The 23,132-nt window shown below is 44.0% G+C and carries 16 protein-coding genes, 1 tRNA gene and 1 pseudogene; 13 read left to right on the top strand and 5 right to left on the bottom strand.

What is annotated here, in order from left to right; genetic code table 25:
• The first annotated feature begins 23 nt into the window (after positions 1-23).
• From WC777_05955 to WC777_05925, 7 genes and pseudogenes are all read left to right on the top strand, one after another.
• Positions 24-521: pseudogene (locus WC777_05955) on the top strand (restriction endonuclease subunit S).
• A 79-nt stretch (positions 522-600) separates the two neighbouring features.
• A complete protein-coding gene (locus WC777_05950; GenBank protein ID MFA6024708.1) occupies positions 601-2,112 on the top strand; it encodes a type I restriction-modification system subunit M in 1,512 nt (503 codons plus the stop codon).
• Between the two features lie 10 nt (positions 2,113-2,122).
• On the top strand, positions 2,123-2,995 hold the full coding sequence (dinD, locus tag WC777_05945) for a DNA damage-inducible protein D (protein ID MFA6024707.1): 873 nt from the start codon (positions 2,123-2,125) through the stop codon (positions 2,993-2,995).
• 46 nt (positions 2,996-3,041) lie between these two features.
• Positions 3,042-4,856, top strand: coding sequence for an AAA family ATPase (locus WC777_05940; GenBank protein ID MFA6024706.1), 1,815 nt, complete (start codon positions 3,042-3,044; stop codon positions 4,854-4,856).
• 10 nt (positions 4,857-4,866) lie between these two features.
• Positions 4,867-6,120, top strand: a complete 1,254-nt coding sequence (locus tag WC777_05935) for a restriction endonuclease subunit S (protein MFA6024705.1) — start codon at positions 4,867-4,869, stop codon at positions 6,118-6,120.
• 4 nt (positions 6,121-6,124) lie between these two features.
• A complete protein-coding gene (locus tag WC777_05930; GenBank protein MFA6024704.1) occupies positions 6,125-9,316 on the top strand; it encodes an HsdR family type I site-specific deoxyribonuclease in 3,192 nt (1,063 codons plus the stop codon).
• The gene (locus WC777_05925; protein MFA6024703.1) at positions 9,307-10,011 is read left to right on the top strand and encodes a SprT family zinc-dependent metalloprotease; all 705 of its coding nucleotides are present in this window, start codon (positions 9,307-9,309) and stop codon (positions 10,009-10,011) included. Before WC777_05930 ends, WC777_05925 begins: the two co-directional genes overlap by 10 nt.
• A 29-nt stretch (positions 10,012-10,040) precedes the next feature.
• Here WC777_05925 and aspS read toward each other — a convergent pair whose 3' ends face one another.
• The 4 genes from aspS to WC777_05905 form a co-directional block, all read right to left on the bottom strand.
• On the bottom strand, positions 10,041-11,807 hold the full coding sequence (gene aspS / locus WC777_05920) for an aspartate--tRNA ligase (protein ID MFA6024702.1): 1,767 nt from the start codon (positions 11,805-11,807) through the stop codon (positions 10,041-10,043).
• Between the two features lie 217 nt (positions 11,808-12,024).
• Positions 12,025-12,417, bottom strand: coding sequence for a type II toxin-antitoxin system PemK/MazF family toxin (locus tag WC777_05915; protein ID MFA6024701.1), 393 nt, complete (start codon positions 12,415-12,417; stop codon positions 12,025-12,027).
• Between the two features lie 93 nt (positions 12,418-12,510).
• A complete protein-coding gene (gene dnaE / locus WC777_05910; GenBank protein MFA6024700.1) occupies positions 12,511-16,011 on the bottom strand; it encodes a DNA polymerase III subunit alpha in 3,501 nt (1,166 codons plus the stop codon).
• A 299-nt stretch (positions 16,012-16,310) separates the two neighbouring features.
• Positions 16,311-16,394, bottom strand: a tRNA-Leu gene (locus tag WC777_05905).
• Between the two features lie 187 nt (positions 16,395-16,581).
• Here WC777_05905 and WC777_05900 point away from each other — a divergent pair.
• Positions 16,582-17,664 (top strand): sigma factor-like helix-turn-helix DNA-binding protein, encoded by a 1,083-nt coding sequence (locus WC777_05900; protein MFA6024699.1) that lies wholly within the window; start codon positions 16,582-16,584, stop codon positions 17,662-17,664.
• Between the two features lie 20 nt (positions 17,665-17,684).
• Positions 17,685-18,035 (top strand): histidine triad nucleotide-binding protein, encoded by a 351-nt coding sequence (locus WC777_05895; GenBank protein MFA6024698.1) that lies wholly within the window; start codon positions 17,685-17,687, stop codon positions 18,033-18,035.
• On the opposite strand, the gene WC777_05890 is transcribed toward WC777_05895, so the two are convergent.
• A complete protein-coding gene (locus tag WC777_05890; GenBank protein ID MFA6024697.1) occupies positions 18,032-18,535 on the bottom strand; it encodes a hypothetical protein in 504 nt (167 codons plus the stop codon). The two genes, WC777_05895 and WC777_05890, sit on opposite strands and share 4 nt — an antisense overlap.
• A 60-nt stretch (positions 18,536-18,595) precedes the next feature.
• Between WC777_05890 and WC777_05885 the strand changes: the two genes are divergently transcribed.
• From WC777_05885 to WC777_05870, 4 genes are all read left to right on the top strand, one after another.
• Positions 18,596-21,241 carry a valine--tRNA ligase gene (locus WC777_05885; protein MFA6024696.1) on the top strand — a complete coding sequence of 882 codons (2,646 nt, stop codon included), beginning with the start codon at positions 18,596-18,598 and terminating at the stop codon, positions 21,239-21,241.
• A 24-nt stretch (positions 21,242-21,265) separates the two neighbouring features.
• On the top strand, positions 21,266-21,859 hold the full coding sequence (locus tag WC777_05880; protein ID MFA6024695.1) for a hypothetical protein: 594 nt from the start codon (positions 21,266-21,268) through the stop codon (positions 21,857-21,859).
• A gap of 25 nt (positions 21,860-21,884) precedes the next feature.
• A complete protein-coding gene (locus WC777_05875; GenBank protein ID MFA6024694.1) occupies positions 21,885-22,139 on the top strand; it encodes an MGMT family protein in 255 nt (84 codons plus the stop codon).
• Between the two features lie 124 nt (positions 22,140-22,263).
• Positions 22,264-23,064: a hypothetical protein gene (locus WC777_05870; GenBank protein MFA6024693.1), complete on the top strand. Its 801-nt coding sequence runs from the start codon at positions 22,264-22,266 to the stop codon at positions 23,062-23,064.
• The last annotated feature ends 68 nt before the right edge of the window (positions 23,065-23,132 follow it).

Genomic DNA, 23,132 nt, shown 5'->3' with positions numbered 1-23,132 from the left:
TGTAATAGCTGTATACATGAAGCATGCAAAGTAAATGTCTCAAAGAAATTTCGGAAATCATAGCAGGCTATACCTTTCGAGAAGCTCTAAAAAGTGATCCTCGGGGTGAAACTCAGGTTTTACTAGCAAAAAACATAAATGACGACGGCAGTATAAATTATCCTGAATTGATCCGCGTCAACTTAACTTTGCCTCGTACAAACGCATTTATTACCAAAAACGATGTTCTTCTCTCTTCACGAGGAGTTTTTCGGGCAGGGGTTTTCGTTAAAGAGCCAGAAGGTATTATCGCCGCCTCATCACTCTTTATATTGAAAATTAAAGACAAAAATGTCCTCCCCAAATATTTGTCCATTTACCTAAATTCCGAAGCAGGACAAAATAGTATTCAGAAAATTCTTACGGGTAGCACTATCAAAACCATTTTGCGAGGAGCCTTGGAAGAGTTATCCATTCCTGTCCCATCATTAGCCATCCAAAAAATGATTATTGAGATAAGTGATAATTGGCAGGAAAGAGAAAAACTTTTAAACCGAAAAATAGACCTCAGCAAAAGTATTACTGAAGGAACCATAAACCAACTTCTAACCACTTGAAATTATGAGCGATTCAACGACTCAAGAACATTTAAACAAAGTCCTCTGGAGTGCTGCGGACTCTTCCCGTACTTCCTTGGATGCTGCGGTATACAAAGACTATGTTTTGGCCATGCTTTTCTTTAAGTATCTAAGTGATCTTGCAAAGAAGGAGCATCAAAAACTCCAAGATCGTCTTGGCAATGATGAAGGCCGTATTCAGGAGAAAATGAAGTCCAGCCGATTCTATCTCCCTCCAGATTCTTCCTTTGATTACATCTACTCGATTCACGAAAAAGACAATATCGGAGAAGAGATGAATAAAGTGATGCACCGAATAGAAGAGAATAATAAAGGAAAACTTGAAGGAATTTTTAGCGGTTTGGACTTCAATTCAGAATCGACTCTGGGAAAAGTTGAGCAGCGCAACAAGATGATTCGCCATCTTATAAATGACTTTCATACGATTGATCTGAGCAGCATGGACGATGATGTGATCGGAAACGCCTACATGTACATGATCGGTCAATTTGGATCACAAGCCGGAAAGAAAGCGGGTGAGTTTTTCACACCACGTCATATTTCACGATTATTGGCAAAACTTGCTCAGCCCAAAGAAGGTGCCCGTATTTGTGATCCGGCCTGTGGATCAGGGGGTCTTCTGTTATTGGCTGGAGAAGAAATCGAAAAGCAGGGATCTAAAAACTACGCCTTATATGGGCAGGAAAGCACCGGTTCAACTTATCAGTTGGCGCGTATGAACATGTTCCTGCACGGCAAGGATTCCACAAGGCTTGAATGGGGCGATACTTTAAACAACCCTTTACTTGTTGAAGATGATCGTTTGATGAAATTTGATGTAGTAATAGCGAACCCCCCTTTCTCTCTCAAAAAATGGGGAGCTGAGAATGCAGAAAACGACAAATATAACCGTTTCTTCCGTGGTGTTCCTCCGAAGGATAAAGGTGACTTCGCTTTCATTACACATATGGTGGAAACCGCCAAAGCTAAGAGCGGCCGAGTGGCTGTAATTGTACCTCACGGAGTCTTATTCCGAGGAGGAGCTGAAGGCAAAATTCGACAATCCCTCATAGAAGAAAATAGTGTTGACGCCGTCATCGGTCTTCCTGCCGGACTTTTTCAAACAACCGGTATTCCTGTCGCCATTTTGATTTTAGATAGATCACGAGAAACAGGCGGTGCCAACGAAAAGAGGAAAGACATCCTGTTCATAGAAGCCTCAAAAGAATTCAAGCAGGGTAAAGCCCAAAATTCGTTGAGTGAAGAAAATATTGATAAAATCTACAATACTTACGCAAATCGTGAAGAAATCGACAAGTTTTCCAGGAAAGTGATGTTGGCAGAGATCAAAGAAAATGACTACAACCTGAATATCACAAGATATGTGGACACTTTTGAGGAGGAAGAAGAAATCGACATCGCAGCAAACCTAGCTGAACTTAAAAAGCTCGAACCAGAACTTCAAAGGCTGGAAAAAGAGATGGAGGGACATCTCAAAATGTTGAATATTTCTTAATTGATAAAGTATGATCAAAAATTTAAGCCCTATGTCTCCGAATAAAGGTTTTGAAGACATCAAAAAAGTTGACGAGCACGGCGTGGAATATTGGGAAGCGAGAGAATTGATGGTGATTTTAGAATATAGCAAGTGGAGTAATTTTGAGAATGTCATCGAAAAAGCAAAAACTGCATGTTCGTTAAGTGAACAACCTGTTGAGGATCACTTTGCCGACATCAGCAAAGTGATAAAAGGCGGCAAAGGAGCCATTCAGTCAATACCTGACTATAAGCTTTCCAGGTACGCTTGTTACCTTATTGCTCAAAATGGAGATTCGACGAAAGAGCCTATTGCGCTGGCTCAAACCTATTTTGCCACTCAAACCAGGAAACAAGAACTCCTTGAGGCCTTAACGGATGATGAAAAAAGGCTTTTAACCCGAGATGAGGTCACAAATCATAATAAAAAACTGTTCAAAACAGCCCAGGATTCCGGAGTAAGAAATTTCGGTAAGTTCAATGATGCTGGTTATTTGGGCTTATACGGGCTAACTAATAAACAAATACAAGAGCAAAAACAGATTGGTGACGATAAAATACTTGATAGAGCTGGTGCCACAGAGTTAGCGGCTAACCTCTTTAGGATAACTCAGACTGATGAACAGCTAAGATCGAAATTGCAAGAGGGAGAGGCCATTGGTGAGAGTCGTGCCTCAAAAGCCCATTTTATTGTGGGTGGAAAAGTCAGAAAGGCTATAAAAGACATCGGAGGGACCATGCCCGAGGATTTATCCGCCCAAGAACACATAGACGAAGTGAAAAAAAGAATTGGGGGCAAGAAGACTCTGAAAGTTGATGTGACTTCACCTCAAATCACAAAAGCAAAATTACTTAAGGATTAGTGCAAATAGTGAGTGGTTAGCAAAAAATTGAATTAATAATTTACTTATGAAAATACAGTCACTAGAAATCAAAGATTTTCCGCCGATTAAAAATCTAAAGTTTGAAAATTTAGGTGATATCGTGATAATTGCGGGAGCAAATGGGTCGGGGAAAACGAGACTAAAAGGAGCGTTAGTACAAACTTTGCAAGGAGACTCACAGTTGACGCTAACGGTGCTAGCCACAAGGGAAGAGGAAACTACTGCCTTTCGAGGAACTTCCATTACCACTCAACAAGGACAAGTAAATCAATCTTTACAGCAGTATATACAGAATCGACGTTTTGGAGGCCGGGCTAGATATGTTGGCTCTCTTGTTCAGATTGACTCCGACAGAAATATAAAAACAGTGAACTATCCGCAGGTCAATTGGCTCGGATCAGATCCGGATGACTCGGACACCCCCTATAATTGGGGTTATGGGAACTTTACAAGTAGGTGGCAGGATTTCATGACATATATTTATCAAAAATATGCAGTCCGCGATAAAAAACTTGCAGACGAGCTAAAGAAAAATCCAAGCGAAGGTGAAAGAATCATTCAGGAGAATCCTGATCCATTGGATAAGTACAAGGAAATTTTTGTGCAACTATTACCAGGGAAGGAATTACAGGACATCAAACCAGAATCCCCACGAGAATTTCAATATAAAGACACCACTGGTAATATTTTACCGTTTAGCTCTCTAAGCTCTGGTGAGCAAGAAGTCGTTAAAGTGATTTTTGATGTTGCGAGAAAAGATATAAAACATTCCGTAATTATTGTTGATGAGCCGGAACTACATCTACATCCAACATTGGCTTTTAAGTTAATAGAAACTTTAAAAACCATTGGTGACCATACGAATCAATTTATCTTCCTAACGCACTCTGCTGATTTAATTTCCACATATTATTCTACCGGAGACGTTTATTTTATAGACTCTGTGCAAACGGGTTCAAACCAAGCACATAAGCTTAGCGAGCTTAATCACAGCCATAAAGAACTCGTGCAATTGATTGGAGAGAATCTTGGCCTCTTTGCTGTAGGTAAGAAACTTGTTTTTGTTGAGGGTGAGGGCAGCAGTTTAGACCGTTTGACCTACCATGCAATTGCACAAAAATATCTACCAGAAGCAAAGATTGTACCAATAGGATCCGTTGAAAAATTAATTGCTCTTAATGCATTTGAGCAAGAGATAAGAAATTCAATTTTTGGAATAGATCTTTACCTGATTCGCGATAGGGATGGTCTTTCGGATGAACAAATAAGTACTGTTGAAACTAGCGGTAAAATAAAATGCCTAAAAAAGAGACACCTTGAAAATTATTTCCTGGATTCAGAAATTCTTTTTAAAGTCGCGGAAAGATTTTGTATAACAGCGAAAAAGACAGACCTAACACAGACTTTCATTGAGACGAAAATCAAAGAAATTGCGACCGAATCGCTAAAATTAAATTTGCTACAAAATACCAAGGAATACCTTGCTTTAAATCACGGTTTTGAAATATCGACAATTCGAGCAGTAGAAACAAAAGATTTAGATACAATAAAATTAGAAATGATTAGCAGTACCCTGAGCTCTATATCCAAGTTATCCACAGATTTGTCGGAAGAAAATTTAAAGCAGTGGATGGATTCTGAACAGGCCAGGCTCGAAGCAGCACTCTCGAGCGATAATTGGAAAAATGAATTTCAAGGGAAAGAAATATTTTCTATTTTCTGCGGTAGAATTTTTGAAGAAGATAAGATAAAAGTTAGAAAAGCATATGTTGAAATTGCCTTGGAAGAAAAACCAGCTATTTTTGATGACATGAAGGTAATTTTTGAAAGTTTTAAATAATTTTTTGCCAATGACTATGATTAAAACAACAATACCAAAAGAATGGAAAATTACTAAAGCATTTGAATGTATTGATGTTCGCGATGGCACACATGCTACGCCTAAGCCAGTAACAGATGGAATCCCTTTGATTACATCAAAGAACATCATTAAGGGTAAACTAACTTTAGTTGATTTTTATAACGTTAGTAATGAGGATGCTCGTGAAATAAATAAAAGATCTCAAGTCGTTATTGGAGATATTTTGATTTCAATGATTGGTACAGTTGGTGAGGCTGCTATTATAATAGATAAGCCCAATTTTGTAGTTAAAAATGTTGGAATTTTCAAAACAGGAAGCAAAGAAATCTTATCTAGTTTTCTAGTAAAGCAATTTCATTCAAAATATTTACAAAATAAAATCCAGTCACTTTCGAGTGGGGGGATTCAAAAGTTTATTTCACTTGGACAACTTCGAAAGCTTCCAATTTTACTACCTCCTCTTCCCGAACAAGAAAAAATCGTCGAAGTCCTCGAAACTTGGAACAGCTATCTCGACAAGCTTGCAGAGGCAATTGAGCTGAAAAAGAAAGTCAAAAAAGGATTGATGGAGAGCTTGTTGAGTGGCAAAACTCAATTGAAAGGATTCAATGATTCTTGGCATAAAATAAAATTAAGTGAGGCTTGTACAATTAATCCTAAGAGCAATATTCTACCTACAGAATTTGTTTATATCGATCTTGAAAGTGTTGAAAAGGGTTTGTTGAAAAAAGAAAGAATTATTAAATTGGAAAATGCGCCAAGTAGAGCTCAGAGGAAACTAAAGAAGAGAGATATTTTGTTCCAAATGGTAAGGCCATATCAAAAGAATAACTTGTATTTCACGAGAGATGGTGATTACGTCGCTTCAACCGGCTATGCGCAAATACGAACTCAAAATAACCCTGAATTTTTATACCATATTCTACACACAGAAACATTTGTTAATCGGGTTTTGGATAAATGCACTGGATCAAACTATCCAGCGATAAATTCTACAGATCTAGGTGAAATTGAGATCAAGTTGCCAATCATCGAAGAGCAAACCGCCATTGCCCAAATTCTCACCGCCGCAGATCAAGAAATTGAAGCGCTAGAAAAGAGAAAGGGATTAATTGAGCAACAGAGAAGATTCTTACTCAATAATATGATTACTGGGAAATTAAGACTACCCGAATTTATCAAGAACAAGCCTTCAGATCGTTTTGCTGACCTCAACAAAACGATAAAAAAATCTAAACTCTAACACTATGATCATCCAAGCAAATTTTGATGAAGCGAAGCAATCACAGCTCCCTGCAGTGGAACTGTTGGTTAATATGGGCTACAAATACCTTTCTCCGGCGGAAGTAGATGCGCAGCGCAGTGGTGATCACTCCAAGTTTATCTTGAAAGATATTGCCTTCAAAAAGTTGATGGAGATCAACTGGTACGATGACATGGGGATTGATTGTTTATTCAGTGAGAAAAATGTCCGTACCGCCATTCAGGAGCTTGAAAACATCCCTTTGGAAGGGCTTATGGATACTTCGCGAGATGTTTATCATACTTTGACATCTTCGAGTGGAAAAACCCTCAAAGAGTTTATTGATGGCAAGATTGAATCTTTTGATTTCAAATTCATTGATTTTGAAAATATTGAAAACAATGACTTCCATGTGACTGTGGAGTTTTGTGCTGAAGGCAAACAAGGCATACGACCCGATATTGTGCTTTTTGTGAATGGAATACCTTTTGCTATTATCGAGAACAAAAAATCCGGAACAAAAGTTGAGGAAGCTTTAAGCCAGATGAATAGAAATCAGGGGCCGGAATACTGCCCAAAACTTTTTGTTTATCCTCAACTTTTAATTGGCACGAATAAAACCGAACTTTTATATGGAACAACAGGGACTCCAAACAAGTTTTACGCGCGTTGGAAAGAAAAAGAAGACCCCCAGTTTGACGAGAAAGTAAGCGGACTCATTTCCAAGCCTATTGAAAGTGAGCTTTATGCGCAAATTTGTGCTGATCTAAATGGTGCTACTTTGGCTCACAAACAAATAACCGATAGGCTTTTAACCGAGCAAGACAAAGGTATAGTGGCTCTTTTGGAACCAAAAAGAATGCTCGATCTCGCCAAAAATTTCATGCTTTATGATGCTGGAATTAAAAAAGTTTCTCGCTATCAACAGTATTTTGCGATTCATAAGAGTTTGAAAACTATCGAAGTAGAAAAAGAAGGCCCTGCAGGTTTAAGAAGAAATGGAGGTTTAATATGGCATACGCAGGGCTCGGGCAAGTCTCTGACTATGGTGATGTTTGTAAAAGCTTTAATTGAGGATGAACGCATCCAAAATCCTCGGGTTATTATTGTTACAGACAGAAAGGATCTCAATAAACAAATAGCGGACACATTCCGTGACTGTAAGCTCAAAAAAGGTGTAGTTGAAGCGACAAGTGGCCAAGACCTTTTAAGATTGATTAAAGAGAAAAATCTCAATGTAATAACTACCTTGGTTCATAAATTTGAAAGTGCAAAAAAACACCGAGCGGGTTTTATTGACGATTCAAAGAATATTTTTGTACTTATCGATGAGGCCCATCGCACACAAGGAGGAATGGCCAACGCAGAGATGAACCGAACCATCCCAAACGCCTGTTATATCGGATTTACAGGCACTCCGTTGATGAAAAAAGACAAAGCCAGTTGGCTTAAATTTGGTGGATATATAGATAAATATACGATTGATGACGCTTTAAGTGATGGCGTAATTTTGCCTCTCATTTATGAAGGCCGTTATGTGGAATTGACTCAAAATAAGGAGCAGATTGATCGACAGGTTGACCGCATTACCAAAGAGCTGAACCAAGAGCAAAAGCGTGAACTCCAAAAATTTGTAGACAAGCGTGTTATTCGTAACAATCCACAAAGAATTGCGGAAATTGCCTATGATATTCAGGATCACTATATCAAGAATTTTCAGGGGACTGGCTTGAAAGCTCAAATTGTTGCTCCTTCGAAGTACTCCGCCATTTTATTCCAGAGAGCTTTTGAGGGGTATGGAGAGAAAATCAACTCCGCAGTAATAATTTCCGAAACAACGACTGAAGAAGATGAGAAGGACACGCATAAAAAAGAGGTCTCCGAGTTTCTCAAGACGATAAACCACAATTTTAGGGATCTCGCTTCTTATGAAAAACAAAAAATCAACAGCTTCAAAAAGAACGATGAGGGGGTAGAAATTCTTATTGTTGTAGACAAGCTACTCACAGGCTTCGATGCGCCGAGAAATACCGTCCTCTATCTGGCTAAAGACCTCAAAGACCATAATCTACTTCAAGCCATTGCTAGGGTGAATCGAATTTATGAAAATAAAAAATCTCCGAAAACAGCAGGTTTCATTATCGATTACTCCGAAAATGCAAAGAATATCGATACGGCAATGAAACTGTTTGGGAACTATGACGATGAAGATGTTAAAAATACCCTAATCGATGTGATAGCCAAGAGAACGGAACTTGAATTTAGTTATGACGCACTGCATGAGATGTTCAAGGAGCTTAAAGGCTCAAAGGATGATGAAGTTTACATCCAAAAGTTGTCAGACGAGCAAGAACGCGCCCTTTTCTACAGGGCACTCAACACATTCATACGGCAATTTAATGAATGCCTTGCCCTTCAGGACTTCTCAATTGGATTCCCGCACCTGGATATGTATAAACAAGATCTCAAAAAATTTCTGGAATTGAGAAAAACTGTAACTCTCAAGTATGCCGACACAGACGATTTTTCTGAGTACAAACTGCAGCTTGTCAAAATCCTTGACCAATACATTGATGCTAAACAGGTCGAGGTGTTGACGAAGCAAATCAGTATTAATGATACGGAAGCGTTCTCCGAGGCGATAGCCAATTTGGGCTCAAATAAATCGAAGGCTGAAGCGATAGCCGCACAGGTTCAAAGGACAATTACTGAAGAAGCGAGAGAAAAAGATCCCGAGTTCTATCATCGTTTTTCCGAAAAAATATCAAAACTCTTACAGAAATTGAGAGAAGGTAAAATTGCTGATGTTGAGGCCTTAAATGAGATCAAGGAAATCAAGGTACAGGTTTTACATAAAGAGGATGAGGAAATTCCCGCCAAGATCAAAGAGAAGATCGGTGCTGATATTTTCTATAGAAATCTGAAAGACATTCTGGTCAAGTATGAGGTTGAGGAAGACTTAATTGTTGATATCATTTTGGACATATTCAATATCTTGAAAGCTGAAACCATTGTTGATTGGCATAAAAATGCCGAGGTCAAAAGGGTCATTACTAACAAATTGGATGACTATCTGTACGACACGGTTAAAACTCAAAAAGCTATAGGACTTAGCGACGAAGACTTACAGACTCTGCTTTCAACAATCATTGATCTCGCTACCAGTAACTATGAAATTTTTCGCCAATGAAAATAAGTACATTCAAATATGGGAAATATTCATATGAATATTATTTAGTATTTCAGGATCGTAAGACAATTGCATTAACGGTTCAGCCGAGCTTAAACATCATTTTAAAATGCCCTATTGGTTATGATATTGATAAAATTGATAAATTCCTAAAAAGAAAATGGTTGTGGCTGGAAAAACAAGTGCAGTACTTCAAAAAGTATCAGAAAAAGGTGGCTCAAAAAGAATATGTTTCAGGCGAAAGTTTTCTATACCTTGGACGGCAATACAAGCTTCTGGTGAAATCAGGAGAAACTCCACAAGTTAAACTCGAAAAGGGAAGGATAACTGTATTTACAACGGAATCACCTCAAAATCGAAGTGTGAACAAGGCAATACTTGATGAATGGTTTGAGCTGAGGATGAAATCAGTTTTTACAGCTCGGCTGGAAGAGGTGATTAAAGATTTTAATAATGATCGCATACCTGAGCTCATCACAAGAAAAATGACAAAACGGTGGGGAAGCTATTTATCCAACAAAAAAATCATTCTCAATCCTTTACTTATACGAGCATCGAAAGATTGCATTGATTATGTGATCACACACGAACTTTGTCACATGAAACACAAGAATCACAACAAGAATTTCTTTAAGCTTCAAGAATCAGTCGTTCCTAATTGGAAAGAAGTGAAAGAAAAACTTGAATTAAGATTTTTGTAAAACTCGGATGGACGCCTAAGCTCCACAGTCTACTCCTCCTCCACGCACTTCACATGCATCTCCTTCAGCGTCTCATCTGGTAACGCGCTGGGTGCTCCGGTGAGCAAGTCCTTCGCCTTGCTGTCCTTTGGAAAGGCAATCACCTCTCGAATATTGGGCTCGTCCCTCAAAAGCATGACGATGCGGTCGAGGCCCCAAGCGATTCCTCCGTGGGGAGGCGCGCCGTAAGAGAAAGCTTCCAGAATGTGGCCGAAGCGGCGTTCGATTTCGATGTTGCTAATGCCTAAAGTTTTGAAGATTTTTTCTTGAACAATAGGGGAGTGGATACGGATGGAACCTCCGCCGATTTCGCTGCCGTTCATGGCGATGTCGTAGGCTTTGGCGAGGACGGTTTTGGGGTCGGTGTCGAGTTTTTCAATCTGGTCGTCCTTGGGGCTGGTGAAAGGGTGGTGGGCGGAAACGAGGCGGCCTTCGTCGCTGGTTTCGAACAAAGGGAAGTCCACAATCCAGAGCAGAGCGAGTTTATTGGGATCGCGGAGTTGGAAACGGTCGCCACAGGCGAGGCGCACATAACCCAGAGAGTTACAAACCACCTCAAAGCTTTCGCTGGCGGAGAAGAAAATGATGTCTCCGGTCTTTGCGTCGGCAGCCTTTATCAGGGCTTCGAGCTCTTCAGGCTTAAAAAATTTCGCAATGGGGGACTTGGGACCTTCGGCTTCCATTTGAATGTAGGCGAGACCCTTGGCTCCATAGACCTTGGCGATTTCGGTCATGTCGTCGATTTCCTTGCGGCTGAACTCGGCACCACCTTGCACCGTGAGGCATTTCACGAATCCTTTTGCGGCGGCATCGGCAAAAACCTTGAAGTCGCAGTCTTTCACGAGCTCGGTCACATCCTTAATTTCCATTCCAAAGCGCATGTCGGGCTTATCGGTTCCAAAGCGGCTCATGGCTTCGTGCCAGGTGAGACGGGGAAACGGCGTTTGCAGAATTTCTTTTTCGGGCACGAGCTCTTTGAGCAAAATCGTCAGCACTTCTTCGTTGAGAGCAATCACATCTTCTTCTTCCACAAAAGACATTTCGAGGTCGAGCTGGGTGAATTCGGGCTGGCGGTCTCCACGGGAATCTTCGTCACGGAAACAGCGGGCGATCTGGAAATATTTGTCCATTCCGGCCACCATCAAAAGCTGTTTGAGCTGTTGAGGCGACTGGGGAAGCACATAAAAAGTCCCCGGGTAGAGACGGGCGGGCACAATGAATTCGCGGGATCCCTCGGGCGTTCCCTTCATGAGCATGGGTGTTTCCACTTCACAGAATCCGCGTTCGTCCATGAGGTCGCGTAGGCGTTTGATGAACTTGTGGCGGAAAAGGATGTTGTTTTTCAAACGATCTTTGCGCAGATCCAGGTAACGGTACTTGAGACGAATTTCCTCATTCACCTCCTTATTTTGGTCGATTTCAAAAGGAGGCGTTTTGGATTTGTTCAAAATTTCAGCCTCACTCACAGCCACTTCAATGGCTCCGGTGGCCATGTCCTTGTTTTCGAGTCCGGCGGGGCGAGTCCCCACTTTCCCGGTCACTTTGAGCACAAACTCGGGGCGCGCTTCCTCCGCAATCTTGTGCGCGGCGGCATTCTCGGCAGGGTTGAACACAATCTGCGTGAGCCCGTAACGATCTCGAAGATCAATAAAAATCAATTCTCCGTGGTCACGGCGGCGATGCACCCATCCGCTCAGGGTCACGGTCTGGCCTTCATGAGAAGGGCGAAGTTCTCCACAGGTGTGCGTTCGATACATAGGGTGAGGTCAAATTAGGTGAGGGTATTCTAAGAGGCAATTGCGTTGAAGTCAAAAAGGAGTTTGGGTAAAATGAGAATGTTTTCGGGACTTTCCCGCGGCCCCGCTAGGAATAGCGGGGAATTTTTGCTTGATTGTTCTGATCACTTAACTTAAAATCTAAGCATTAGTGGCTTCGGCCTCCGAGAGCTCCTTCGTAAGAGGGAGCTCGTTTTTTTTATAAATAATTCTTCAGCCGGAATAGCACTTCAGAAAAGCTTTTCTTATCTATAAAGCCAAGTTTGCGATGTATTCGCTTGGAACTGAAAACTCGAAGTTGAGTCAGATTAGCTAAAGAAGTACCTTCACTGTGATGAATTAAAAGGAGATGAGGATTAGAGTTGACTTTCGAGGTAAGTGGTATGCCCCAAAACATCATTCCATTGAATTTTTTAATTATAAGAACTGGGCGTTCAAAATAAGTATTCTTTCCATCTATTTCTACGCCAATATTTACGCCGAGCGTGCACCACCATATTTCCCTCTCATGGAAATAAAATGATTCCAAGATTCTTTTCTTATCTACTTTCTTTTTCTTCTCATTCCACATATCAAAATTCTTTTCGTACATAAATTAAGTTTTTTAAAGAACCCTCATTATAAAGAACGCTCAGTACAAAAGTCCTGACAAATTCCTGAAAATTTCCTGACATATTGAGCGGGACTACAGTCCCAGCAATTTCTTGAGTTCCGCCTGCACTTCAGCATCGGCCATGTTCACACCAAAAGGCACTTTGACTCGCTTTAAAACAGTGCCGGAAGGAATGTGGATTTCCACGGTGGTCTCGCCTTTGTGCGCCTCCAGGAGAGGTTTGAGTTTTTGCAAAGCGGCGGGGTCACAGCCCTCTTCAAGTTTGATGATATAAGGGCCCACTTCGCCATCCGGAGTTTCAAGCTCTTCCGGTTTTTCTTCACTGCGCAAGGAGGGAACGCCCACCAGATGCTCCTCGGGATCAAAAAGATCTTTTTCGTGAGCGGAATTGAGGATGTTTTCTAAAGAGAGCGGAACGAGCTTGTCCACAATCACTTGAAAATCTTCACCTCGCATGTCGAGGCGACCTTCCATGGAATAAACCTTATCTTCGTCCAGCAAGGCACCATGAGCATCATAGGCTTGGGGGAAAAGCACAAAAGGCACGCGAGCGGTGGGATCTTCCAGCTCTCCCATGGCCATGTAGCGGCCGGATTTGGTCATCACTTTTCTGAGCTGAGCCACAAGACCGGTGACTTTTATTTTCTTTCCAACAGATTTCTCATTCAAAGAGCCGATGAGCTTTCCCTTGCCCTGGAAATAGCGCTTGAGACCCTGGAGAGGATGTCCGCTGATGTAAAGCCCCATGTATTCTTTTTCCCAGCGGAAGCGTTGACTGCTGTCGGCCGCAGGGACGGGAGTGAGCTTGAGCTTCGCCGTTTCGGAATCGGAAATCACGCCAAAAATGTCGGTTTGTCCTTCGGAAAGAGAGGCCTGAATATTCTTGGCATAATTGCTGATTTCATCCGTATTGGCGGCCAATTCGGCCCGTTCTCCCATACCATCCATCGCCCCCGCATAGGCCAAGCACTGAATACTTTTTTTGTTGAGCAGTTTGGCGGGAACTCGTTTTGCAAAATTTTCCAAACCGGTGAAGGGGCCTTCTTTTTCTCGAGCATTGATGATTTCGTGCACGGGGCCAACGCCCATCCCTTTAATAGCGGTGAGTCCAAAACGAATGGTTTTATCATCCACCACGGTGAAATGGGATCGGGATTCGTTCACACTGGGGGGGAGCACGGCGATGCCCATGTTGCGGCACTCCTGAATTTCCACCACGATTCGATCCGTGTTGTCGGCATCGGAAGTGAGCAAAGCGGCCATAAACTCCGCGGGGTAATGCGCCTTGAGGTAAGCGGTTTGAAAAGCGATGAGCGCGTAACAGGCCGCGTGGGACTTGTTGAAACCATATCCGGCAAAAGGCTCGATCACTTCATCAAAGATCTTTTCTGCCAATTTTTTTTGGTTGCCTTGCGCCACAGCCCCCTCAATAAATTTCTGTCTTTGAGCCACGAGTTCTTTGGCCACTTTTTTCCCTATAGCTCTGCGGAGCAAGTCCGCTTCCCCAAGTGAAAAGCCGGCGAAGCGCTTGGCGATTTCCAAAATTTGTTCCTGATAAATGGCGATTCCATAAGTTTCCTTGAGCACCGCTTCCAGCGAAGGATGCAAATAAGTCACCTTTTTCTTTCCATGTTTCCCATCGATGTACACGGAAATAAACTGCATGGGCCCAGGACGGTACAAAGAAACCATGGCGATGATGTCGCCGAATTCCGTGGGTTTGAGGTCCCGCAAATATCGTTTCATCCCGCCGGACTCCAACTGGAAGACTCCGGTGGTTTCTCCCCGTTTCAAGAGTTCATAAGTTTTTTCGTCATCGATCGGCAGCCGAGCCAAATCCAAAACCAAATCGGGCCGCGTGCGCTTTAAAATTCCAAGAGTCGTTTCAATAATACTCAAGTTGCTGAGACCCAAGAAGTCCATCTTAAGCAAGCCAAGTTCCTCGCACGGTTTCATAGAATATTGAGTGATCACGCCCTCCTTTTCTCCGGTGGCTTTTTGGATGGGCGTGTGTTCCATGAGTGGATCCCTGGAAATGATCACGGCACATGCGTGGGTTCCCACTTGCCGAATCGTTCCCTCCAGTTTAATGGCGGTGTCCAAGACTTCCTTGGCATGTTCATCGCTTTGGTAGAGCTTGGAAAGTTCAGGGTCGCTCTGCACAGATTCCTGCAAGGGCGCGTATTTGCCCAAGATGGCGGGGGGAACTTTTTTGGCAATGGCATCCACTTCTCCATAACTGTAAGCCAGCGCCCGTCCCGCGTCTCGGATGGCCGCCTTGGGGGCCAAAGTTCCAAAAGTAATGATTTGCGCCACATGATCCTCTCCATATTTTTGCGTCACATAGCGCAAAACTTCATCTCGGCGATTGTCCGCAAAATCCACATCAATATCCGGCATACTGATGCGCTCCGGATTCAAAAATCGTTCAAAAAGTAAACCGTGGGCGAGGGGGTCGAGCTCGGTGATCCTTAAACAGTAGGCAATAATGGATCCGGCGGCACTTCCACGCCCCGGCCCCACCACAATGTTTTTTTCTTTCGCGTAACGAATAAAATCATGAACGATCAAAAAATAGGTGTCAAAGCCCATCTTGTGGATGGTGTCCAATTCAAACTCGAGCCGTTCCCTGGCTTCGGGGGAGGGTGTTTTGCCATATCTTTCTTCAAAACCCTTGTCGCAAAGCTCTCTTAAATAGACTTGAGGATCCACCCCTCCGGTATCAAAAATCGGAATTTGATAGTGTCCAAACTCAAGTTTCACCTCACACATATCGGCAATTTTAACCGTGTTGCTCAGCGCTTCCGGGCAAAACCGAAAGGCCTCTTCCATATCTTCCGGGGAGCGCATGGCGTAGTTCCCGGTGAAGCGAAACCGGTGCTCGTCTTGCACGGTTTTTTGATTTTGCACACAAATGAGCACATCGTGAGCTTCGCTGTCCTCCGGGTAGGCGTAATGACAATCGTTGGCGGCCACAAGGGGAGCCCCGGTTTCTTCCGCCAAGGTCAGCAGTTTGCTGTTCACAATGCTCCAGTTGGCCACTTCGGGATGATGCTGCAGCTCCAGGAAAAAATAGTCTTTGCCAAAAATACCCTGGTATCTTTCTATAAGGGCCTTGGCTCCTTCCATATTGTTTTCCAAAATCGCTCGGGGAATTCCTCCTCCCAAACTGCCCGAAAGAGCAATGAGCCCGGCCCCGTATTTTTCCAAAAGTTCATCATCAACACGCGGTTTGTAATAAAAGCCTTCCAAAGCCGCAAAGGTCGAGAGCTTGAGGAGGTTTTGGTAGCCCTCATTATTTCGAGCCAAAAGAACCAAGGAATTGTAACGGTTTTCCGGGGTTTTATTCTCGCGTCCCAAGGGTGCAATGTACATTTCCACACCCAAAATAGCCTTGATGCCGGCCGCCTTCGCCGCCTTATAAAACTCAATAGCCCCATACATAACGCCGTTGTCCGTAATCGCCACAGCGGGTGCTCCTTGTTCTTTGGCGATCTTTATATATTGATCGGGCTTGGCGAGGGCCGTAAGAATGCTGTAGTGAGTGTGATTGTGAAGGTGAACAAAGCTCATGAGTTTTTCAAAGTGGTTTCGAGCCAAACATTAATCGCTTCCGTAAAATCTGAGAAGAAGGGGAGTTCCCCCATAACCTTATTGGTGATAAAACCAAGGATCGTCAGGAAAATCGCCGTACCCAAAATAAATCCCAGGCCATGAAAGGTTCCGGCCAAAAAATTCCGCCAAGCAATAGGCCAAGGGTGTGAAAGATACTTAATATACTTTTTAAAGTCCTTCTCATTATCGACTTGAAAATGCATAGTGGGTGGAGTTAGGGGGGAAGACAGACAGGGAAGGCTCGTCTACGACGAGTGTGGTGCTCGGGGAGAGACTTGAACTCTCAATCCTTTCGGAACTGGTTCCTAAGACCAGCGCGTCTACCATTTCGCCACCCGAGCTTCGCGAGAATAGTATAGGATTTGAAGGGTTTGGCAAGCTATTGACATAAACGAAAAATAGGCATAGATTGTACTATCTTACGAAAAGTTGACGAAATGAATGATAAATTTTCTATTGACGCTTATGCCCCATATCAATATCTTAGGGTAGCCCTGAATTTTAGTGAATTTAACTGATTAATCTTTTATGTCCATCTCACTGAAAGCAAACACTCCTGTACTCAAACTCAATTTGACAGAGATCATCGAAGATATTTTCATGGTCCTCACGGAAAAGGAACGAGAAGTGGTGGTGCAAAGGTTTTCACTGGACAACAAGGATCGCCGTACGCTCGAAAGCATCGGCCGTTCCTTTAATGTGACCCGCGAACGCGTTCGACAAATCGAAAAAATCGCCCTCGGAAAACTCAAACGAACCGTGAACAGCAGTAAACTTCGTTTCATTCACGAAGTGGCGGAAGCCATTTTACGAGAAAATGGGGGATTGCTTTTGGAGGAAGAGCTCACTCGAAAAATTCTGAACATGATTGAAAACACCATGGAAGTGGATCGTTCAATCGTACGACTTTCCCTCACTATTTGTCCCGGACTTTCTTACATCGAAAAGAACAACATGATCAAAGTGAGCTGGCACTTGAGCAGCATTTCTCCGGAAGTGATTATGGATCTTTTGGAGCACGCGCAAACCGTCTTCAATCAAAAGAAAGAGCTCATGGATGAAAAAGCGGTTGTGACCGAACTTAAGAAACACAAACACGCGCAAACCTACAGCTTTGAAGATGAATTTTTTGCGGCGCTGCTCCAAATGGATGAACGCATCAAAAAGACCGAACTGGGCTACGGACTGATGGTGTGGAGACACATCAACCCCAAGAGCATCCGAGACAAGGCTTTGATTGTGCTCCGCAGAGAGAACAAACCTCTGCACTTTGTGGACATTGCAAAAAAGATCATGGATGCGCATTTCGATGCAAAAAAAGTAACGGTTCAAGCCGTTCACAACGAACTCATCCGTTACCCTCAATTTGTATTGGTGGGTCGTGGACTGTATGCGCTCAAGGAATGGGGATTTGAAGATGGAACCGTAACGGACATCATCGAATCTTTGCTTGCAAAGAAAAGCCCTCTCAGCAAACAAGACATCATCAAAGGAGTGCTCAAACAACGCCGTGTGAAGAAGGGAACCATTTCCCTCAATCTTCAAAAGAATCCACAGTTCATTCGTGTGGGTCGCGCGGTCTACGATTTGGACCTTTCTAAAAAGAACTAGTTTTCTTTTTGAACCCCGCCATGGAAAAAACTCTTTTTCAAAAAATCATCGATAAAGAACTGCCCGCCGATTTTGTATTTGAAGATGAACGGTGCATCGCCATAAAGGATCTTTACCCAAAGGCTCCCGTCCATTTTTTGGTGATTCCCCGCAAGCCCATTCCCAGCATCGAAGACCTCCAAGAAGAAGATCGAGACCTCGTGGCGCATTTGATTTTTGTGGGCAAACAGCTCGCCAAACAATACAAGTGCGCAGGCTACCGCCTCCAATTCAATGTTGGCGAAAAAGGCGGCCAGGTGATCTTCCACCTGCACCTTCATGTAATGGGGTGGCTCTGATCCTCGGCGGAGCCGAGTCTGTTCCTGTTCTAAGCGAACTTGTGTACCACCTTCAGCCAAACCTCCTTCAAGGCTTCGTAGCTCGCCTCGGCAATTTCTTGAAGTTGGTGAACCACCAATCTCAGTTGAGCCACGGCATCACTTAAGAGTCGATAATTTTGCTTGCGGGAATATTTCTTCACATCAGATTCAAGAGAGGCTTTTTTCTGCAAGAGCACTTGCTTCACCTCACTGCGCATCGCGGATTCTTTAGGAGCGGCGGCCAGCAATCGTTCGCGGAGTGCCATACGGTCTCCCATCTCTTCCAAATGTTTCTTCTCCTTTTGGACATTGGAGGTGTCATCATCTCCCTTTGAGCCCTGTCCGTGAGCCTTATTTTCAGAAGCACCATCTTTGGCGATTTCACTCACTTCTCCGGAAATCAATCCAGATTCCTCATCCAAAGCGCTATCCGTCATCTCCGTTGCCTCAAGCACCTCAGGGTTACTGAGTTTTTCTTCCGCCTCCGATTTTGGATTTTTAAATGGATCCATACACTTGCATTATACACTATTTTCTTGTCTCTCGTCTACAGGTGTGGTTTATTTAGAGCCATGAAAGAAATTGAAAAAACCTATTCGGCCAAAGATCACGAAGATGCTCTTTACAAAATGTGGGAAGAGTCGGGCGCTTTTGCACCGGATCCAGATCCAAAAAAACCGCCATACTCCATCATGATGCCGCCCCCCAACGCCACGGGAACCCTGCACCTTGGACACGCCACCATGCTGGCCATTGAGGATATTTTGGTGCGTTTTAAACGGATGCAAGGTTTTGCGGCGTTGTACCTGCCCGGAACGGATCATGCCGCCATCGCCACGCAAAGTGTGGTGGAGAAAAAACTTCAAGAAAGTGGAATGAAAAATCCTCGCCAGGAGCTCGGAAGGGAAGGTTTATTGGAAGAAATCCGTAAATTTGTGGAAGTGAGTAAGGGAACCATCCGCAATCAGATTCGAAAAATGGGAACCAGCTGTGACTGGAGCCGTGAACGCTACACTTTTAGTGAGGACATGAACACGGCCGTGAACGAACTTTTCCGCATGATGTATGAGGACGGTTTGATCTACCGCGGAGGCCGCATTGTGAATTGGGACCCCAAAATGCAAACCACCGTGGCGGACGACGAACTGGAATATGTGGAGGAAAAAGTCCAGTTTTATACTTTTCAATATGGGCCTTTCCAAATCTCCACCGCTCGCCCGGAAACCAAGTTTGGCGACAAAGTGGTGGTAATGCACCCGGACGACAAACGGTACAAAAAATACAAACACGGCGATACCTTCGAAGCGGAATGGATCAACGGACCCGTGAAAGCGACCGTGATTAAGGACGAAGCGGTGGATCCTGAGTTTGGAACCGGAGTAATGACCATCACACCCTGGCACGATGCCACCGATTTCGACATTGCCCAGCGCCACAACTTGGATAAAGAACAGGTGATTGGTCTGGACGGATGCCTCCTCGACATTGCGGGAGAATTCGCCGGAATGCCCATTCAAAAAGCTCGCCCCAAGATCGTAGAAAAACTCAAAGAGAAGGGCTTGCTCGTGAACATTCAAGAAGATTATGTACACAATGTGGCCGTGAGCTACCGTGGAAAAGGCATTGTGGAGCCTCAAATCATGAAACAATGGTTTGTAGATGTGAACAAGCCCGTGGTGGACTGGAAAGGTAAACAATGCAGCATCAAAGAAGTACTTCAAGACACGGTGCGCAGTGGAATGATCCGCATTGTGCCGGACCGTTTTGATAAAATTTATTTCCATTGGATCGATAACCTCCGCGATTGGTGCATCTCTCGCCAAATTTGGTGGGGCCACCGTATTCCGGTTTGGTACAAGGGCGACGAAATAAGAGTTCAAGCTGAAACTCCCGGGGCCGAATGGACTCAAGACGAAGACACGCTGGACACCTGGTTCAGCTCACAACTCTGGACTTTTTCTACGCTCGGTTGGCCGGAAAAAACGCCAGATCTCATGCGCTTCACCCCCAGCAACTGTTTGGAAACGGGTTACGACATTCTCTTTTTCTGGGTGGCCCGCATGATCATAGGCTCCACTTACGCTCTACGCAAAACCGGCTTCTCCGAAGAAAAATCCATTCCTTTTAAGGATGTGTATTTGCATGGCCTCATCCGTGACATTCGTGGAAAAAAGATGAGCAAATCCAACCCGGAAACCTGCATCGACCCGCTCGACATGATTGAAAAATACGGAACGGATGCCATTCGTCTCAGTTTGGTGATTGGCGGAACGCCCGGAAACGACATGCGCCTTTACGAGGAAAAAATCGCCGGCTACCGCAACTTTGTGAATAAAATTTGGAACGGATCCAGATTCGTGATGATGTCCTCGGCAGACCTCGACCTTTCTTCCGATGAAATCGACCCCAAAAAACTCTCCCGTGCCGACAAGTGGATTCTCACACGCCTCAATGAAATCATTGAAAAAGTGACGAGGGAGCTCGAAAACTACCAACTGTCCGAGGCCGGACTCACCGTCTACGACTTCTTTTGGGGGGAATATTGCGATTGGTATTTGGAAATCAGCAAAGTCCTCAAAAATCCGGCAGTGCTCAAACATGTGCTCACAACCAGCCTCACGCTCATGCATCCCTTCATGCCTTTTGTGACGGAAGCAATCTGGCAAGCAATGGCCGAAGGTGAACCCAGCTCCATGCTCATGACGGCCGACTGGCCCAAGCCCAATCCCGCTTTTGATTTTCCTTCCGAGGCGGACGAAATGGGTCGCATCATGGACACCATCGCCGGCATCCGCGTGCTGCGGGCAGAGGGGGGAGTGGAGGCGGCTAAAAAAATTCACGCCATCATCATTGCGCATGAGGACACCGCGCTCATTCAAGACAAAGCCGAAGTCATTAAACGCTTGGCCAACCTTGGGCAGCTCGATATTTACGAAAATGGCAAAAAAATCGACAAAGCCCTCAGCTCCTTTGTGGGCGACATTGAAATTTTCCTTCCACTCGCGGACCTCATCGATTTTGAGGCGGAAAAGAAACGACTCGCCAAAGAGCTCACCGAACTCGAAAACTACCTCACTTCACTCGAGAAAAAACTTTCCAATAAAGCCTTTGTCCAAAACGCGCCCGAAGAAATCATAAAGAAAGAAAAGGGGAAGATGGAGGAAACGCAGCAAAAAATGGAAAAACTGAAAAAGCAGCTCCTAGACCTTGGAAAATAGTCTGATTTAGGGTATAATGAGGGGATGGCCACGCAGAACCCCAAAATTGCCGAAACCCTGAAGACGCTGAAACGACTGAAGTCCGAAAAGAACTTCGACGCACTGCTTTTGAGCGCTCAGCAAGCTTTACTCCAGTTTCCGGAGGAGAGCAGATTCCTCCAATTTTTGCATGAAGCTCAAGAGGAATATGTTAAGAACAAGCTGGATTCTCAGATTGTGGCCCAACTCATAGAAAAAAAGGATTACGCCGCCTTGGCCGCCGTTTACCAGAGACTGCTCAGCATTTTGCCGAGCTCCCGCAGCCTCCAAAACCGCCTTCAAAAAGTCCAAGAAAAAATTCAAGAGGGTAAAAAAGAAGAGATTGAGGCCTATTTCACCGAAGCCGAAAAGCAAATCACCGTAATGCTACAGAAAAATGACTACGAAAATGCAGTAAAGGCTTGCCACGAAATTTTGGATCAAAATCCTCAAAACAAAACATTCATCAAGCTTTTGGTGAAGGCCGATGCCGGTTTAGAGAAAGAAATGGATCAGCTTTTGCAGGTTTATTATAAGGAGGATTTGCCAAAGTTCACAAAAGAATATCAAGCCGCAAAAGATCAATTCATTCGTATTTAAAGTTTCTTTGCGTTAAACTGGGCGCATGGATTTTAGGGAACAAGTTTTTGCCGTGGTACAAAAGATCCCCAAAGGAGAGGTGCGAAGCTACAAAGAAGTGGCTGCCCTGGCCGGACATCCCGGTGCCGCTCGTGCAGTCGGCACACTCCTTAAGCAAAACTACGACCCCAAAATCCCGTGCCACCGCGTCATTCGCAGCGACGGAGCCTTGGGCGAATACAACCGTGGCGCCGCCCTCAAAAAACAACTCTTAACGGAGGAAGGAGCTCTTAAAGGATAGGTGTTGTTGAGCTTGTAACAACGCTAGCCATGGTACTATGGGGCTGTAGCTTAATTGGCTAAAGCCCACGGATTGACTAAATCGATAAATTAAGTTATAATCAACTCAATTAACCTATTGATTTATGAGTAACGCACCCAGAGAAGAACCAAATTCACTCGGCCAAAGGATTATGGACCTGCTCCAAAATGAGACAAATCGGGCCTCTGTCCTAGAGGCAGTGAGCATTTTTGAGGAAAGTGATGAATTGGTGGATGCCGATGTAGCCTTTAAATTGGATGGTGCGATGAGTGCATGGGGCCTGCGCCCTCAAGCCAGTGAGGCAGAACTCCAGGCTCGTGTTAAACTGGATGAGGCGCGGGTGGGTGTTCCTAGTCCCTATCCTGACATCAAAAGATGCAGCGATGAATTGGACGCAGCCATGGCCGATTGGTCAGAAAAGTTTGAAAAGATAGGAGAACTTCCTTCGGGAACAGAAACACTGCCTGCAAAGATCCAGATGTTGAGTGAAGAACTTACGATTTTGTTACGAGCAAGAAGGGCTCTGGAAGAATTGAAAACCCACAGAGCCAAAGTAAAAGCTTATTTCGTAGATAAAAGTTTAGATTGGAACATTACTCGTTTCGGAGAAAAATTAGCTCAACGCGTGAAGCCAAATGAAACGCTTAACCCTGTGACACAAACAGCATTAGAGGAAGCGGAGGCAAGCTTGGTGAGACGAGAGTCTACCCTTAATAAAGCGGAGGATGCAACTCAGGAAGCACTCGAGAGTTATAGTACTATTCACACAAATATCTTAGCCCTTCTGGAGACTTACCGCGCTGAGAAGGCTGAAATCGGTCAGAGAGCCATTGACGCAACCATTGCAGATACGGTGGCAAGGGTGACAAGTGAAGGGACTCCGGACGATGGAGAGAGCAATTAAAGGAGACATCTCCTCTTGCCCCTTTCCCCCATCATCCTTAAAATACAAATACCCTTAACCAAATCACG

It is taken from the genome of Candidatus Gracilibacteria bacterium, assembly GCA_041661045.1.
GTDB lineage: Bacteria > Patescibacteriota > Gracilibacteria > UBA1369 > 2-02-FULL-48-14 > 2-02-FULL-48-14.
The sequence above is the reverse complement of the archived record's forward strand: the minus strand, read 5'-3'. Positions and strand labels throughout refer to the sequence as shown.